This is a genomic window from Streptomyces sp. NPDC086787 (assembly GCF_044745865.1).
Lineage (GTDB): Bacteria > Actinomycetota > Actinomycetes > Streptomycetales > Streptomycetaceae > Streptomyces.
In genome coordinates this window covers 130,681-146,379 of the sequence record NZ_JBIVBC010000016.1, presented here as the reverse complement: position 1 = coordinate 146,379, position 15,699 = coordinate 130,681, and the positions used below count along the sequence as shown (strand labels likewise).

Annotated in this window: 13 protein-coding genes and 1 pseudogene; 10 read left to right on the top strand and 4 right to left on the bottom strand. The window is 70.9% G+C overall.

The annotated features are described in order from the left end of the window. The first annotated feature begins 1,449 nt into the window (after nucleotides 1–1,449). From ACIPK3_RS29025 to ACIPK3_RS29000, 6 genes are all read left to right on the top strand, one after another. Entirely contained in the window at nucleotides 1,450–1,752 is a 303-nt protein-coding gene (locus ACIPK3_RS29025; RefSeq protein ID WP_402574359.1) for a hypothetical protein, read from the top strand. A gap of 1,078 nt (nucleotides 1,753–2,830) precedes the next feature. Further along, nucleotides 2,831–4,090, top strand: a complete 1,260-nt coding sequence (locus ACIPK3_RS29020) for an NAD(P)/FAD-dependent oxidoreductase (protein ID WP_402574375.1) — start codon at nucleotides 2,831–2,833, stop codon at nucleotides 4,088–4,090. 62 nt (nucleotides 4,091–4,152) lie between these two features. Continuing rightward, nucleotides 4,153–4,842, top strand: coding sequence for a DUF1365 domain-containing protein (locus ACIPK3_RS29015; RefSeq protein ID WP_402574357.1), 690 nt, complete (start codon nucleotides 4,153–4,155; stop codon nucleotides 4,840–4,842). Next, nucleotides 4,839–6,113: a class I SAM-dependent methyltransferase gene (locus ACIPK3_RS29010; protein WP_402574355.1), complete on the top strand. Its 1,275-nt coding sequence runs from the start codon at nucleotides 4,839–4,841 to the stop codon at nucleotides 6,111–6,113. Before ACIPK3_RS29015 ends, ACIPK3_RS29010 begins: the two co-directional genes overlap by 4 nt. Then, the gene (locus tag ACIPK3_RS29005; RefSeq protein ID WP_402574353.1) at nucleotides 6,110–7,423 is read left to right on the top strand and encodes a class I SAM-dependent methyltransferase; all 1,314 of its coding nucleotides are present in this window, start codon (nucleotides 6,110–6,112) and stop codon (nucleotides 7,421–7,423) included. Before ACIPK3_RS29010 ends, ACIPK3_RS29005 begins: the two co-directional genes overlap by 4 nt. After that, a complete protein-coding gene (locus tag ACIPK3_RS29000; protein WP_402574351.1) occupies nucleotides 7,423–8,232 on the top strand; it encodes a DUF1295 domain-containing protein in 810 nt (269 codons plus the stop codon). The genes ACIPK3_RS29005 and ACIPK3_RS29000 overlap by 1 nt, the downstream gene beginning before the upstream one ends. Nucleotides 8,233–8,352: 120 nt before the next feature. Here ACIPK3_RS29000 and ACIPK3_RS28995 read toward each other — a convergent pair whose 3' ends face one another. Together ACIPK3_RS28995 and ACIPK3_RS28990 are read right to left on the bottom strand one after the other, a co-directional pair. Further along, the gene (locus ACIPK3_RS28995; RefSeq protein WP_402574349.1) at nucleotides 8,353–8,904 is read right to left on the bottom strand and encodes an anti-sigma factor domain-containing protein; all 552 of its coding nucleotides are present in this window, start codon (nucleotides 8,902–8,904) and stop codon (nucleotides 8,353–8,355) included. Between the two features lie 95 nt (nucleotides 8,905–8,999). Next, nucleotides 9,000–9,695, bottom strand: coding sequence for a dienelactone hydrolase family protein (locus ACIPK3_RS28990; protein WP_402574347.1), 696 nt, complete (start codon nucleotides 9,693–9,695; stop codon nucleotides 9,000–9,002). 675 nt (nucleotides 9,696–10,370) lie between these two features. Here ACIPK3_RS28990 and ACIPK3_RS28985 point away from each other — a divergent pair. From ACIPK3_RS28985 to ACIPK3_RS28975, 3 genes and pseudogenes are all read left to right on the top strand, one after another. Continuing rightward, nucleotides 10,371–11,870 (top strand): FUSC family protein, encoded by a 1,500-nt coding sequence (locus tag ACIPK3_RS28985; RefSeq protein ID WP_402574346.1) that lies wholly within the window; start codon nucleotides 10,371–10,373, stop codon nucleotides 11,868–11,870. A gap of 120 nt (nucleotides 11,871–11,990) precedes the next feature. Further along, nucleotides 11,991–12,350: pseudogene (locus ACIPK3_RS28980) on the top strand (FUSC family protein); the annotation flags it as partial. Between the two features lie 108 nt (nucleotides 12,351–12,458). After that, the gene (locus tag ACIPK3_RS28975) at nucleotides 12,459–13,490 is read left to right on the top strand and encodes a lactonase family protein (RefSeq protein ID WP_402574344.1); all 1,032 of its coding nucleotides are present in this window, start codon (nucleotides 12,459–12,461) and stop codon (nucleotides 13,488–13,490) included. Nucleotides 13,491–13,575: 85 nt separating this feature from the next. Here ACIPK3_RS28975 and ACIPK3_RS28970 read toward each other — a convergent pair whose 3' ends face one another. Then, nucleotides 13,576–14,499, bottom strand: coding sequence for a sirohydrochlorin chelatase (locus tag ACIPK3_RS28970; protein ID WP_402574342.1), 924 nt, complete (start codon nucleotides 14,497–14,499; stop codon nucleotides 13,576–13,578). A gap of 145 nt (nucleotides 14,500–14,644) precedes the next feature. On the opposite strand from ACIPK3_RS28970, the gene ACIPK3_RS28965 reads away from it, so the two are divergent. Next, entirely contained in the window at nucleotides 14,645–15,322 is a 678-nt protein-coding gene (locus ACIPK3_RS28965) for a uracil-DNA glycosylase (protein WP_402574340.1), read from the top strand. Between the two features lie 142 nt (nucleotides 15,323–15,464). Here the strand turns inward: ACIPK3_RS28965 and ACIPK3_RS28960 are convergent, their stop codons facing one another. After that, nucleotides 15,465–15,671, bottom strand: coding sequence for a hypothetical protein (locus tag ACIPK3_RS28960; RefSeq protein WP_402574338.1), 207 nt, complete (start codon nucleotides 15,669–15,671; stop codon nucleotides 15,465–15,467). Between the last annotated feature and the right edge of the window lie 28 nt (nucleotides 15,672–15,699).

Below are 15,699 nucleotides of genomic sequence, written 5' to 3'. Positions count from 1 at the left end.
CGGCCAGGGGGGACCCAGGCATTCGCTGTCCTGCGCGAGCAGTCGTCCCGGGTCGTTGCATGGTCCCGGGCCACCTGCTTACGCACTGGATTAGGAGAAACGGCGCGGCAGTCTTGGCCTGACTGGGGGTTTTCCAGGTCAGCAACCTCTTCAGGGAATCTCTTCGTTCCCAAGTCTCAGCGGGTTCGATCATCTCTGGTCGGACTCGTGCTGACTCTCTGCTGACTTTCTGATGTGCCGTCAGATATTTGAGGTAATGACGGCAGTAGCGCTGCACGCAAGGCAACCGCGCGCCATGTTGCCAGGAAGCCGTCCTGGTGCGGCTACTGCTCCGCATGCGCTGAGCGGTCGCACGATGAGTGCCCACATGGACTTCGCAGTTTCTTGGTCTGCTGGTGGTACACAGCTCAGATGCAGTTTGACCAGCGAAAACAGCGCCGATCGCCACAAGCTGCGGACGGCTGGTCCGGGTATGGTCCGGATCTTGGTTCGAAGGTTCGTTCGTGGTGATGAGCGCTGGTCGCATGTTGCGCTGTATGGCGATGACGGCCTCGGCACTGCTTCGAGAGGCGACGACTGAGCCGCAGAAGACTGTCCTGACCGGGCTGCACCAAGCTGGATCCGGCGCTGGCGGAGGCCGGCGGCGGTTTCTTCGGCCCGGCCCTACAACCGTGGCGCTGTCCTCGCAGGACCGCGACGACACCGCGTTGAGAATTCGTCCCGTGGGGGCTCGGTTGGCCGAGGCGTCGCGGCGGCGGGTTGATCATCAGTGCCTACCAGTGCCTCCCGACCTTGTGACGCCCCCGGGTCATGGACGCAGAACCAAGGTTCGAAGGGGCGATGCCGGCGCACTGGGGCTGTGAGTGCGCTTGCGCTGCTTCTCGCCATTCGTCGGCAGCGCCTTGCTTGGCGTGACCGGGGCGTTTGCGCAGGTGAGAGACGCACGGTCGCGCGCCGCGTTAGGGCTGGCGGAAAGAGCCATGGTGAACCGCATGGGAACTGAGAAGGGCGTTCGCCCGGCTGAGCTGCCTCAGGCTCGCTGCCCCGTGATTGGCCTGACGACTCGACCGGGGCGTAGCGCCGTGATGACCCATCAGTTGCTGTCAGTGCCCACTGCTACACCCTTTTGTCGGGATGAGCCGCGCTCCGCGGGCCACCGACGGAGGGGGAAACATGTCGAAGGTGCCGGACGGGTTCCACCGGGTACGCGGACACATCCGCCGCAATCCGAAGCCCAGGAGCGCCAAGCGCATGAGCGGTTGGATGATTGCCGGGCCGGCCTCCGTCCGGGTGAACCTCCCTGTGGCGAACACGGCACCCACCTGGTCATTTCCATCAGATCGCGCAAATGACCGCCAAGGCGTGGCAATCCGAAATGCCCGCTTCTCCGGATTCAGTGTGTGAGATCCAAAAGGGCTCTCACGGCAACAGGGAATGAGGAGAAGACGCATGCGTAAATCTCTGCGTGGCGTGGTCGTAGCCGCGGTTCTGGCTCCGGCCGTGGTGCTGTCGGTCGGTATCGCGAGTGCCGACACCTACAGCCAGCACTCTCAGCAGGCCGGTCCCAACGGGGCTTCTTCCAGCCACGTCATGAGCGGGACGACGGCGGGCGGCGGGTCCTACTACTCCCAGGGCAGCAGCATGGCGGGCCCCGACGGCGCGATGAGTTCCTGGACCCAGAGCACGGCCGGCGGCACCGGCGGTCGTATGGCCGGCGGCGGACTGCTCGGCCTGGGCTGGCTGCTCGGCTGATGTGACACAGCCTGGGCCGCCCCCCCCAGCGGTGGCCCAGGCCCTGCCCCGGCCACCTGCACGACGACCCGTCCCGTGCTGCCCGGGACGTGGGTATTTCCGCCTCGGGGGCGGATGCCTGACGCACGGCTTGCGAGGTGGTCCAGCCCTGCTTGTGCAGGCGGGGTGGTGTGGCCGGGGCCGCTACCGTGCGTCCGACGGTAAAGGCGTAATGCGGTGCCGAGGGGCGGGGCGGATTGCCGCCGGTGTCATTTTCACCTGATCGGGTGGAGTCACCCATCCGGCCCGGCCGCAGCGCCGGATTCCCCTCGTGAGCAACCAGGAGAAGGAGCCGGGGCGGCGGGCGCTTGTGCGCGCTGTGCTCGGTGCGCTGAGCTGGCTGCTGGCCGGTTTCGGTGCCCTCGGGGTCGCCGAACTCGCTGCGGCCGCGGTGCGTCCGCAGTCCGGCCCGGTCGTCGCCGTGGGCGATGCGACGATCGACCGTACGCCCGCCGCGGTGAAGGACTGGGCGATCAGCCACTTCGGAACCACGCCAAGCTGGTGCTGCAGTGGGACATCGTGGCCGTACTGGCCGTGGCCCTGGGGGTGTCGGCGGCACGGTTCAGGCGGGCCGGGCCGTCGGTGTCCTTCTCTTCGGGGCCGTCGGGGCGGTGGCCGCGACCGGTCGCCCCGATTCCACCGGGATAGCGGACGCGCTGCCCTCGGTGCTCGGTGCTCGGTGCTCGGTGCTCGGTGCCAGTGCCTCGGTGGCCCTGTACGGCGGTGGGTTCGACCGCAGGGGCTTCCTCCTCACGGTCACCGTGGTAGCGGCGGCGTCGACCGCCGCCGCGGCCGTCGGCCGGGCGCTGAACGCTTCGAGCGGCAAGGCGGCCGTCGCCTCCCGCGCGCGGGTGACCCAGCCGCGGCTGGGCTCACCAGTGCCCTGCCACCTCGTTCCTCCGCCCTGCATCCGTCCTGCATCCGTCCGCGGAAGTACAGGAGAGAGTCGGGCAACGTCCGGGAAAGGGAGACCATGCGAGGACCGTCCAATGCCCAGCACGAGGGGCATGCGCCGGGCCGGGCAGCCGACACCGAAGGCGTGCGGCGCACCGCAGTCATCGGCAGTGGCGTGGCGGGACTCACCGCCGCGTACGTCCTGTCCCGGTCCCATCACGTCACCTTGTACGAGGCCGATGACCGGCTCGGCGGCCACGCCCATACCCACGACCTGACCACGCCCGACGGACGTGCCCATCGGGTGGACTCGGGTTTCATCGTGCACAACCGCCGTACCTACCCGCAGTTGCTGCGGCTCTTCCGTGAACTCGGCGTTGTCACGCAGGAGTCGGAGATGAGCATGTCGGTGCGGTGCGAGGGATGCGGTCTGGAGTACGCCGGTGCCCGCGGCGTGCGAGGTCTGATCGCCCAGCCGCGCAACGCCGTGCGTGGGGTCTACCTGCGCATGCTGGCCGAGGTCCCGGCCTTTCACCGCGGTGCTCGCCGGCTGCTCGACCGGGGCGATGCCGACGACACTCTCACCCTGGGTGACTTCCTCGAGCAGGGTGGATTCTCCCCTTACTTCCGGGCTCACTTCATGACCCCGCTGGTGTCCGCGGTGTGGTCCTGCGACGCACAGACGGCTCTGCGTTACCCGGCCGCGTACCTGTTCCGGTTCCTCGCGCACCACGGCTTGCTCTCGGTGACCGGTTCACCGGTCTGGCGGACCGTCACGGGTGGTTCGCGCACCTACGTCGACCGGATCGCCGTCCGCCTGCCCGACGTGCGCACCGCCAGCCCCGTCCGCGCGGTGCTGCGGCATGCGGACGGCGTCGAAGTGACCGCTCGTGACGGGCGCACCGCCTCCTACGACCATGTGGTCGTCGCCGTCCACCCCGACCAGGCGCTCCGGCTGCTCGGCGACGCCACCCCGCAGGAGAAGGAGGTCCTCGGGGCCTTTCGCTACTCCCGCAACGCCACGCTGCTGCACACCGACACCACCCTGCTGCCGCGTGCCCGCGGCGCCCGTGCCTCATGGAACTACCTCATGCCGTCCTGCGGATCCGGCGCCGACCGGGTCCGGGTCAGCTACGACATGAACCGGCTCCAACGCCTCGACGCCATGGACACGTTCGTCGTCACCCTCGGCGGCCAGGACCACGTCGACCCCGATCGGGTACTGGCCCGCATGACGTACGAACACCCCGTCTACACACCGGAGTCGGTCGCCGCCCAGCACCGGCTGCCCGGACTGAACACTCCGGTCACCGCCTTCGCCGGCGCCTACCACGGCTGGGGCTTCCACGAGGACGGCTGCCGCAGCGGCGTCGAGGCGGCTGCCGCGCTGGGGGTGATCTGGTGACCGAGTCGACGACTCCTGTGCGCCCCCGGCCGCCCGCCCTGTACCCGTGCACCGTGCGCCACGTGCGCCGTGCGCCTTTTCGGTACGCTCTGCGGCACCGTACCTATCTGTGGCTGGTCGATCTCGACCGGCTGCCGGTGCTGCCGCGTCCGCTGCGGCCGCTCGCCCGGTTCCGCGCCGCAGACCACTTCACCGGACGGTCATCGTCGATCCGGGCCGCGCTCGACGGCTTCCTCGCCGAGCAGGGGGTCGACCTCGAAGGCGGACGGGTGACGATGCTCGCGCACGCCCGGGTCCTCGGGCACGTCTTCAACCCGCTGACCGTGTACTGGTGCGAAAACCCCGACGGCACCTCGCGCTGCGTGGTCGCCGAGGTGCACAACACCTATGGCGGACGGCATGCCTATCTGCTGCACCCCGGCGAGACCGGCACAGCCACGACCCGCAAGGACTTCTACGTCTCGCCCTTCTTCCCCGTCGACGGCCGCTACGACATGCGGCTCCCACCTCCCGGCGGGCGGCTGCGCCTGTCTGTACGGCTGGAGCGGCCCGGAAGCCCGCCCTTCACGGCCACGGTCCACGGCACCCGGCGCGAGGCGACCGTGCCCGCGCTGCTGCGTCTCGCGGCCCGCCACCCCTGGTCGACCCTCGCCGTGTCGGCCGCCATCCGCTTTCACGGCATCCGTCTGTTCCTGCGGGGCCTGCCCGTGCAGCCGCGCCCAGCCCGCCGCTCCCCGGAGAGTGAGACATGACCACAGCCCCGATCCGCCCCACGACTCACTGCCCGACCGGCACCCGGGCCAACTGCCACCGCTGGCCGGACGCGGCGGCCGTACCGGCAGCCTCGTGGCCGGTGCGGGCCGTCACCGCGTCCATCATCGGGCGCGCGCTGCGGCGACTGCCGCTGTGGGTGCGGTTCGCCGACGCCGCCACGCTCGGCCGGGGCGGCCCGTTGATAGAGGTGCACGACCCGAGGGCGTTCCACGCTCGCATCGGCAGCTGCGGACTGATCGGCTTCGGCGAGTCGTACATGGCGGGGGAGTGGGACGCCCCGGACCTGGTCGGTGCCCTGACCGTGCTGGCGGCTCACGCGGGGGACCTCGTCCCGGCCCCGCTGCAGCGGCTGCGAGGTGCGTGGGCGGTACGGCAGCCGGCCCGCCAGCGGAACACGCCCGACGGCGCCCGCGACAACATCAGCCGGCACTACGACCTGTCCAACGACCTCTTCTCCCTCTTCCTCGACGAGACCCTCACCTATTCCTCCGCCGTCTTCCGGGGCTTTCCGGCGGACCGGTCGCTGCTGGTCGCCGCCCAGCACCGCAAGATCGACCGGCTGCTCGACCTGGCCGACGTACGCGAGGGCACCCGTCTGCTGGAGATCGGCACCGGCTGGGGCGAACTCGCCCTGCGAGCCGCCGCCCGCGGCGCCCGGGTCACCTCCCTGACCCTCTCCCACGAACAACGCGCACTGGCCCTGCTGCGCGCCGACGAGGCCGGACTCGCCGACCGCGTCCGCGTCGACCTGTGCGACTACCGCGAAGCGCGCGGCACCTACGACGCGGTGGTCAGTGTGGAGATGATCGAGGCGGTCGGCGCCGAGTTCTGGCCCGTCTACTTCCGCACCCTGGACGAACGTCTGGCACCCGGCGGCCGTGCCGCCCTGCAGGCGATCACGATGCCCCACGAGCGCATGCTGGCGTCCCGCGACACCTACACCTGGATTCAGAAGTACGTCTTTCCCGGCGGTCTCATCCCCTCCACACGGGGCATCGAGGAGGCGGTCCGGGACCACACCGGGCTGACAGTTGTCGCCCGCGACGCCTTCGGCGCGCACTACGCGGAGACGCTGCGCCTGTGGCGCGAGGAGTTCACGGCACGCGCCGACGACGTCGCGGCCCTGGGCTTCGACGAGACCTTCCGCCGCCTGTGGACCTTCTATCTGGCCTACTCGGAGGCGGGATTCCGCTCGGGCTACCTGGACGTCCAGCAGTACCTGCTCACGAAGGGGGGCTCCAACCGATGAGCACCACTCCCATCACCGTCCGGCGCGGCGCCGCGCACCGGCTGTCCGCCCTCGCCGGGGAAGCGCTCGGCAGCCCGCTGCCGCTCCGGCTGCGCGCCTGGGACGGCAGCGAGTCCGGCCCGCCCGGCGCGCCCGTGGTCCTCGTACGCTCCCGGCGCGCATTGCGTCGGCTGCTGTGGCAGCCCGGAGAGCTCGGCCTCGCGCAGGCGTATATCACCGGCGAACTCGACGTCGAAGGCGACCTCGCACAGGGACTGCGAGCCCTGTGGGCCGCCGCTCGGATCCGGGGATCGCAGGTCCCGCGTGCCACGCTCGCCGATCGCGCCCGCGCCGTCGGCGAGGCTGTTCGGCTCGGTGCGGTCGGCCCGCGTCCGCCCGCGCCCGCCACACAGGCCCGGCTGCGCGGGACCGTGCACAGCAAGGCCCGCGACCGGGCCGCGATCAGCCACCACTACGACCTGTCCAACGACTTCTACCGCCTCCTGCTCGACGACACGATGGCCTATTCCTGCGGTTACTGGGCCGCCGAGGACCCGAACCCCACACCGGCCGACTCCCAGCGGGTGAAAATGGAGTTGATCTGCCGCAAGCTCGGCCTCGTGCCCGGTGCCCGGCTGCTGGACGTCGGCTGCGGCTGGGGCTCCCTGAGCCTGTACGCCGCCGAGCAGTACAGGGTCCGGGTGACGGCGGTCACCCTGGCCGGCGCGCAGGCGACCCATGTGCGGCAGCAGGTACGTGAACGAGGTCTGGAACACCAGGTCGAGGTTGTCTGCCAGGACTATCGGGACATTGCAGGCACCGGCTACGACGCGGTCGCCACTATCGAGATGGGCGAGCACGTAGGTGACGCCGAGTACCCGGCCTTCGCCTCGTCCCTGTACCGGCTGGTCCGCCCGGAGGGCCGCGTCCTTGTGCAGCAGATGTCCCGAGGAAGGCGCGCACCGGGCGGTGGAGCCTTCATCGAGGCGTACATCGCCCCCGACATGCACATGCGGCCCCTGGGCCAGACGGTCGGCCTGCTGGAGGAGTCGGGCCTGGAGGTGCGCTCGACCGAGTCGATGCGTGAGCACTACGTGCGCACCATCAACGCCTGGCACCGCACCCTGGAGGAACGGTGGGACGACTTCGTCCGACTGGCCGGGGAGGAGACCGCCCGCGTATGGCGGCTCTATCTGGTGGGCGGGGCGCTGGCGTTCGAGGAACGACGTATGGGTGTGGACCAGATCCTCTGCGCCCGCCCCACCCCCGAGGGGGACAGCGGCCTGACGGCGGCGGAGACGGCCGACTGGTACCGGGACCTGGTGGTGTGATGAGCTCGTTCTCCTGGGTGGCCTTCGCGGCGAACCTCGCCTGGGCGGCGGTGTCCGCCTTGGTGGTCCTGCTCGGCACCTTCGCGATCGCCCTGCGCAAGGGTGTACACCGGATCGTCGACATCGCTTGGGGAGTCGCTTTCGCGGCCGTGGCCCTGGCCACTTGGGCGGCCTCGGCGGGTGAGGGCGATCCGGGGCGTCGAGCGCTGGTCACCGTCCTCACGGCGGTATGGGGACTGCGCCTGGCGGTACACATCGCGCGCCGCGGCCGCGGCCACGGCGAGGACCCCCGCTACGATGCCCTGCTCTCCCGCGCACCGGGCGACCGTGCCTGGTACGCCCTGCGCATGGTCTACCTCCTGCAGGCCGCCCTGGTCTGGCTGGTGTCCCTGCCGGTTCAGTCCGCCTCGTACGCGCCCGGGCCGTTGTCCGTCCTGGCCTGGGCCGGCGTCCTCCTCTGGGCCGTGGGCCTGTTCTTCGAGGCCGTCGGCGACGCCCAGCTGGCCCGATTCAAGGCGGATCCGGCCAACCGCGGCCGGATCATGGACCAGGGGCTGTGGCGGCTGACCCGGCACCCCAACTACTTCGGCGACTTCTGCGTCTGGTGGGGGCTGTACCTCATCGCCTGCGACGGGGGAACGACACCTGCCGCCGTCTCCGTCATCTCACCCTTGACGATGAGCGCGCTCCTGATCAAGGGCAGCGGAATGAGACTGCTGGAGCGGCACATGGCAGGGCGCCCGGGTTGGGCCGCCTACACCGCGCGCACCAGCGGCTTCTTGCCCCGACCGCCCCGCAGGGACCGCTGAGTCCACAGAGGCCCCACCGGGTCCGCGTGCCGTACGGCTTTGCCGACGCGGACTGCGCCCCCCCCGCACGACGGCCGCCCGGCATCCTTCCCATGCCGGGCGACCGTGTGTCCGCGGTGCTCATGACGGGATGGTCAGCAGACCGATGGGCGTGGTGGTCGGCTGCCGCGATCCGCCGGCCGGCTCCACGGTGATCCCGACACCGGAGGCACCGTTCACCCGTCCCCGCATCAGCAAGGTCTGGGCGGCGTGGTCGGGGCTCATCAGACCCGCCGGGCGCATCCTTGTGCCATCGGCGAACCACAGTTGGTAGACCCTGCCCCGAGGGGGAGCGGGCGCGGCCTTGGTGTCGCGGGCGGCCGCGGCCTCCACCGACCGGACCCGGTCCACGGCACGGCGGTGGGCCAGGGTCAGGATCCAGTTGATGGCCGTACCCCGCTCGGGCCGGTAGCGCGGCGCGGTGCGCCACACCTCCACCAGGACGTCCTGCGCCACCTCCTCCGACTGCGCCTGGTCACGCAGCACCGCCCGGACGACACCGAGCACGGAGTTGGCCACGGCGTCATAGACCGCGGCGAACGCCTCCTGATCTCCCAGAGCCACCTCGTGCACCAATCGCTGCAGGTCAGGTTTGGATGACGGAGTTCCGCCGATATGGACGGCTTCCTTCACGACGGATCTCCCAGGGTGCGACGGAGCGGAATGGCCCCCGCGTAATCCGAGGCCGCACTGCGCGCGGATTGGTCGCGCAGGCCCCGTTCTCGCGACTACAACATGACCGCCCGCCCACTCGTCACGCATCGAGCGGCCAGTCCCGTCCGCTTCCCGCCCCGGTGGACGAGATCCCCGACGATCTCGGCCACGGCCCGGTGCCACAGCCCGGATCGGCGCACCATCGCGTGATCCCCGCGTTCGACCAGGACCGTGCCGGCGCACGCCCCGGCCTCCCGGGCACGCTCGACATACGCGACGGAGGCACGAGCACTGGTCACCCGATCCCGGTCGCCGTGTACCACCACGATCCGCCTCCCTCGCAGATGATCACTCGGCTCGTCGGCGGGCAGCCACGGAGCAAGGGCCAGTACGCCCTGGACCTGTGGATGGGCCGATGCTCGCAGGGCGGCTCTGCCTCCCATGGAATGACCGATCAGTACGACAGGCACAGCCCCGTAGACCTGCCTCAGCTCACCGAGCGCGCCCAGGACGTCGTCGACCGGGTCGCCCTGGTTCCAGCCACGGAGCCGGTATCGCACCTCACCGAGTAGGACGTGGTCGAGGGACACCGCCGATGCTGCCGCCCGCAGAACGGGTCGCATACGAAGCGCGGCCAGATGCCAGGGACGGGAGGGCGCGTAGCTGTCTGCTCGTCCCCCATGGAGGGTGATCAACGCCGTTCCAACGCACGGGGGCCGGTGCCGCACCCACAGACGGCTCTTGTTGTTGCCGCTGTACTCCAACGTCATCGGCTACTTCACCGTTTCCCGAGCCGGTCCGGACAACTCCGATGAGAATCCGTTGCAGGTCCCGGACTGGCTTGGTTCGAAGCGGTGCCCGAGCGCAGCTGAAACGGAGCCCGGGCCGAACGGTGCGACGTGCCTTTCGGGGATCGCAGGGTCCTTCCGAGGGATTTTGGGAGTGCCGCCGCCGGGATCGCCGGTGTCCGCGCGGCCCGCGCCCGCGGGGATCTTCCGGTGCCCTTGTCCTTCTGTCGGCGTCGACTGAAACGAAATCAGGTACATCTTCACAATCGTCGGGGAGCCGGCCAAGTGAGATGCGGCGGAAGTCGCCGTGAGGTCTCAGATGAGTGTGGCGTGTGACTACCCGACTCTGGTCGCGTAGGTCAGGTGTTACCGAGGACCTGGGTGAAGTCTGATCCATTGGCCTTCCAGTGGTCGACGTCGAGACGGATCGGTTGTGCCATTGGTGCAGACAATGATGTGCCGGTTGAGCCAATGGGTAGGGCGGTGGTTACCTTTGTTCCATCCATGTACTTGTGGCGCCGCATAGCGCCGGACGGCGACGAGGCCGGGTCCGGGCCTGCGGCGCCTTCGTCGTGCCTGCCTGTTGTCCGTCACCTGGGACGACCATCGGCAGGACGCGTACCACCATGAGGGGGGCGGCGCACCGCCGTGAAAAGGATGTTCGTGGCTCCGGACCCAGGGCACTTGAGGCTGCGGAACGCGACCCGCGCTGTCATTGGTGTCGCCGCCGCTGTCGCCGCTTCCGAACTCTGCGGGCTATCGCTCACCGCATCGATCACCGGTGGGCTCGCGGCACTTCTCGCCCTCTTTACGGTCACCGATGCGACCCTCCGTGGCCAACGGCGCACCACCGCCCTGCTTCCTATCGCCGGATTCCCCGTGCTGGCACTTGCCACCACACTGCACGGCATCCCCCCGGCACGTGACGCCGCGTTCCTGGCCGTCGTCTTCTGCGGGGTCTATGCCCGCCGCTGGGGCCCGAGGGGCCACGCGCTCGGGATCTTCGCTTTCATGAACTTCTTCATCCCGCAGTTCCTGCACGCGGTTCCCGTTCAGCTGCCCGTGCTGTACATCGCCATGAGCCTTGCCCTGTTCGCGGCCGGCGCCATGCGCTTCGTGCTCTGGCCCATCGAGCGTTACACCCCACCCGCAGCAGGCCCGCCGGCGCTGCCCGGCAGCGGATTGGCGCGGCCCACCACCCGGCAGGCCTTCCAGGCCACCGCTGCCTCGACTCTCGCGCTGCTGGTCGGGCAGCTGCTCTCACAAGAGCGCTGGTACTGGGCCGTCGGTACTGTCTGGTGGATCTTCGTCAACACGGCTTCTCGCGGTGAAACCCTGGTCCGCGGTTTCCGCCGGGTCCTCGGAACAGTGACCGGTGTCGCCGTTGGCCTGCTGGTCGCCATCCCGCTGCATGGCGCGCCCGCGCCGACGGCCGCACTCGTTGCCGTCTGTGTCTTCGGTATCTTCTACACCGCCGCCGTCTCGTATTCCTGGATGATGCTGGCAGTGACGGTCATGGCGAGCCTGCTCTACGGCTTGCTGGGCGTGCTGGAACCCGGCCTGCTCGGGCTCCGTCTTGCAGAGACCGGTGTGGGCGCGCTGTGCGCCGCGCTGGCCGTGGCCCTCGTCATGCCGGTCACCACGCACGCCACGAACGATGCCTGGATCCAGCGGGCGCTGCACTGCGTCCACGCGGCCACCGCCGAAGCGACCGCTCGCCTCGCCGGAGACCCTAAGGGCGACCCTGCCCCGCACGCCGCCGAACTGGAACTGCTGCTCGGCCGGGTGCGGATGGCACTTGCTCCCTTGATGCACCCCTTGGCTCCCTTCCGTGCTCGGAAATCCCGTGCCCGCCAGGTCATTGAGCTGCTCGACGATTGCGCCCGCGAAGTGCGGGGTCTGGTGTCCGTTGCCGCCGATCCTGTCGCGTCGCACGACGCCCGCCTGGCCGCTGCCTGCTGGCGCGTCGAAGCAGCGGTGGATGCACTCACTGAGAGCGACCTGGGGTGCAGGCTAGTGGCGTCCTCCAGCAGCGAGCTGCCCCAACAGGACGAGACGGAGTCGGCTCTCCTGCATCTGCGGGGCTTGGAAAAGGCTCTTTCGGAGCTGGCGATGCCGCTCGGGTTGTCCCAGCGCCCCCCACTTGTCCGCTCCTGAGGAAGAGCGTCGACCTACGGTCTGGCGCTCTCTGTCGGACGGCTCACAGCTGCTCGTTGAGGATCTTGGCTGCTCTCGTGATGTAGCCCGGCACGAGGTGCCGATAGACCCGGTGGGTTCGGCCGGGTACGGCTCTCCGTCGCCCCGCTCGTCCATCCGCTGAACCCGGTGCCCGCCCGCAGGCGGCGCGCCCGCCGGGGGCTCGACCTGCTCGACGACTGCGCCCGCGAGATCCGCGGCCTCGTCGCGGTCGCCGCCGACCCCGAGGCCTCCCACGACACGCGGCTGACCGCCGCCTGTCTGCGCGTGGAGACGGCCGTCGAGGCCCTCACCCGGGGCAGCGGCCCGGAGCCGGGGACCGGTTCCGCCGAACCGCCCGCCGAACCCGCACTGGCCCACCTGCACGGCCTGGAGCTCGCCCTGGCCGGCCTCGCGGAGCCCCTGCGCACTCCGCCGCGCTCACCCCTCGTCGGTGCCTGACGCAGGCTTCCGGCACGGCGACATGGATCGGAGTCTTGGTCTAGACCGTCCGTGATCGACTGCTACCGTCGGCCGGGACCGACCAGCGCGGACCGAGAGGGAACAGCTGTGGCAGACGGCGGCAGGCGGCGCAGGGCGTTCATCGGGTCGTTCACGGCGGCGGGGGGTCCGGGAATCGTGACGGCCGCCGTCCACCCCGACAGCGGGGCGCTGGCCGTGCTCGGCAGCGTCGACAGCGTCCCCGACCCGTCCTATCTGGCCCTGGCCCCCGACGGGGACACGCTGTACGCGGTCAGCGAGACCGCCGACGGCGCGGTGGCCGCCTACCGCGTCGAGAGCGACAAACTGCGGCTCGCCGGAGCGCCGGTGCCGGTCGGCGGCAGCGGACCCACCCACCTCAGCCTGCACGCCGGACACGTCCTCACCGCCAACTACGGCTCCGGCAGCGTCACCGCAGTGCCGCTCCGCCCGGACGGCACCCTGGCGCCCCTGCCCTCCGGTCGGCTCCAGCACACCGGATCCGGGCCGCACGAGCGCCGCCAGCGCGGCCCGCACGCCCACCAGGTCCAGCCCGACCCCAGCGGCCGCTGGGCCGTCAGTGTCGACCTCGGCACCGACTCGGTCCGGGTGTGCGCGCTGGACCGGGGCGAACTCGTGCCGCACCGGGAGATCGCCCTCCGTCCCGGCTCCGGCCCCCGGCACCTGGTCTTCCACCCGGACAGCGGCCACGCCTACGTCGTCAACGAACTCACGCCGACCGTCACCGTCTGCCGCTGGGACGCCGCCGCCGGCTCCCTGAAGCCGCTGACCGAGACACCGGTCCTGCCGGGCGCACCGGTGGGTGACGCCTACCCCTCCGGCATCGTGGCCTCACCCGACGGCCGTTTCGTGTGGACCGCCACCCGCGGCGAGGACGTCCTCTCCGTGTTCGCCGTCGAGGGGGAGGGGCTCCGCCTGACCTGCACGGTGCCCTGCGGCGGCCACTGGCCACGCGCCCTCGCCGAGTCCGGCGGCTTCCTCTACGCGGCGAACGAACGCTCCGGCGAGGTGACCTGGTTCGCGGTCGACCCGGCGACCGGGACACCCCGCTACGACGGGTCGGTGCCGGTGCCCGCGGCCTCCTGCGTGGTCTTCGGCTGAACCGGAACGGCTCCCGCCGGACACGACGAAGGGCCCACCCCCCGTCCCGGGAGTGGGCCCCGCGCCCTACGCGTGCCGTGCAGCGTCAGCGGACCTGGGCGTCCTGCGGCTGCTGCGGGGCGATGCCCAGGGCCGTCGTGTACTTGGCCAGGGCGAGCTTGCCGATCGCCGGGTAGGCGCCGAGCGCCTCCGCGGTCGCGCAGCCGGCCTCGGCGGCGGCCGCCGCCAGCAGGGCGGGGTCGATCTCCGGCCCGATCAGGTACGGCGCCAGCGCCAGATGCTGCGAACCCGAGGCACGCAGCTGCTCGGCGATGGCGGTGATCGCGCCGTCCTGGTCCAGGGCCGCCGCCATCACCGGCACGGCGAGCCGGGCGGCCAGCAGCATGCCGGTGATCCCGGCCGCCTGCACAGCCTCGTCGCCACCCACCGACGCCAGGATGATGCCGTCGGCGGCGGTCGCCACGGTGAACAGCCGGGCACGGTCGGCGCGGGCCAGGCCCGCCTCGGACAGCCGCACGTGCAGCGCCTCGGCGAGCAGCGGGTGCGGACCGAGCACATCGGTCAGATCGGCGGCCACACGGCTGTCCATCACGGCCTGGCGCACCTGCCGGAGCAGCGCGCTGTCCGGACCCGCCAGCAGCGGCACGACCACGGCGACCGGGCCGTCCGGCTCCCTGACCTCGACACCGGCGGCGACGGCCTGCTCATAGCGGGCGGTGCGCTCCTCGGCGGTGTGCGCGAGGATGGCCGCGAGGCTCGGGAACTCGGCGTCGTCACCGTCCAGGTACCCGATCCGGGCGTCCAGGCCGGGCAGCTCGGAGCGGGCGATGCTCACGACCTCCTCGGCGAGGCCGCGCGTGATGGCGCTGGGCGTGCCCGGCACCGCGAGGACAAGCGCTGGCGCGCCCTCGGGAGCCACCAGCGGCTCGGGTCGGCGGTGCCGTCCGGGCTGGCGGGGGCGCGGCATTCGTACTGGCAGGCCGGACGCGGGCCCAGTGGGGGAGCTCATGCAGCCGCATGTTAGTAGCTCTCCGGGCTCCCCTGTTCGGGGAGGGTGCAGGTGAGCGGTATCCGTCCGGTTTTGTCTGATGAGTTACGCGGCGGACGGCCGCTGGGCCGGTCGGGGACGGCGCGTACGAGTAAAGTGACGCGGCGTGGCACCACGACCCTTGCATGAACTTGTTGAAGCAGGCTGGGCGAAGGCTCTTGAACCTGTGGCCGACCGCATCGCGGCGATGGGGGACTTCCTCCGGGCGGAGATAGCGGCGGGCCGGACCTATCTCCCGTCCGGGGCGAACGTCCTGCGGGCCTTCCAGCAGCCCCTCGACGACGTCCGTGTGCTGATCGTGGGTCAGGATCCCTACCCCACGCCGGGAATGGCCATCGGGTTGAGTTTCGCGGTCTCCCCCGAGGTGCGTTCGTTGCCGGGAAGCCTGGAGAACATCTTCCGGGAGATGAACTCCGACCTCGGACTGCCCCGGCCGTCGAACGGCGATCTGACGCCGTGGACGCAGCAGGGTGTGCTGCTGCTCAACAGGGCGCTGACAACGGCCCCGCGCAAGCCCGGGGCGCATCGGGGCCAGGGGTGGGAAGAGGTCACCGAGCAGGCCATCCGGGCGCTGGCCGCGCGCGGAAAACCGCTGGTCTCCATCCTGTGGGGGCGTGATGCCCGCAATCTGCGCCCGCTTCTCGGCGACCTTCCGGCGATCGAGTCGGCGCATCCCTCGCCGATGTCGGCGGACCGGGGGTTCTTCGGGTCGCGGCCGTTCAGCCGCGCCAACGACCTGCTCGTAGGGCAGGGTGCGCAGCCGGTGGACTGGCGACTGCCGTAGGGCGCGACGAGTCGTGCGGCACGGTGAGTCGTGGGGCACGGTGAGTCGTGGGGCACGGTGCGCCCGACCGCTCGGCGGGCCGTGCTCGGTCGGCGCCCGTGGCCGGCGACAGGCTGCGGGTGACGGCTGCCGGTGACGACTGTCAGTACCGGCTTCGGAAGAGGGCGCGCTCGCTCATGAAGTCGCCGGTCGTGGCGGCTGCCGCCAGCCGGTCGGCGAAGCGGCCGTAGGCGCCGTACTCCTCGACGGTCAGATCGACGCGGTGGGTACCCCCGGCGAAGCGGGCGGGGGCGAGGGCGGCGGCCAGGGACTCGACGTCCTCGTCGGGGGCCAGGGTCAGGACCGCCACCGGACCCCCGCCGTCAGGGACCGATGAG

What these genes read in the sequence shown, in the direction of transcription:
- ACIPK3_RS29025 (WP_402574359.1), top strand. Translation starts at nt 1,450, where the DNA reads ATGCGTAAATCTCTGCGTGGCGTGGTCGTAGCCGCGGTTCTGGCTCCG.
- ACIPK3_RS29010 (WP_402574355.1), top strand. Translation starts at nt 4,839, where the DNA reads ATGACCACAGCCCCGATCCGCCCCACGACTCACTGCCCGACCGGCACC.
- ACIPK3_RS29005 (WP_402574353.1), top strand. Translation starts at nt 6,110, where the DNA reads ATGAGCACCACTCCCATCACCGTCCGGCGCGGCGCCGCGCACCGGCTG.
- ACIPK3_RS29000 (WP_402574351.1), top strand. Translation starts at nt 7,423, where the DNA reads ATGAGCTCGTTCTCCTGGGTGGCCTTCGCGGCGAACCTCGCCTGGGCG.
- ACIPK3_RS28990 (WP_402574347.1), bottom strand. Translation starts at nt 9,695, where the DNA reads ATGACGTTGGAGTACAGCGGCAACAACAAGAGCCGTCTGTGGGTGCGG.
- ACIPK3_RS28985 (WP_402574346.1), top strand. Translation starts at nt 10,371, where the DNA reads ATGTTCGTGGCTCCGGACCCAGGGCACTTGAGGCTGCGGAACGCGACC.
- ACIPK3_RS28970 (WP_402574342.1), bottom strand. Translation starts at nt 14,499, where the DNA reads ATGAGCTCCCCCACTGGGCCCGCGTCCGGCCTGCCAGTACGAATGCCG.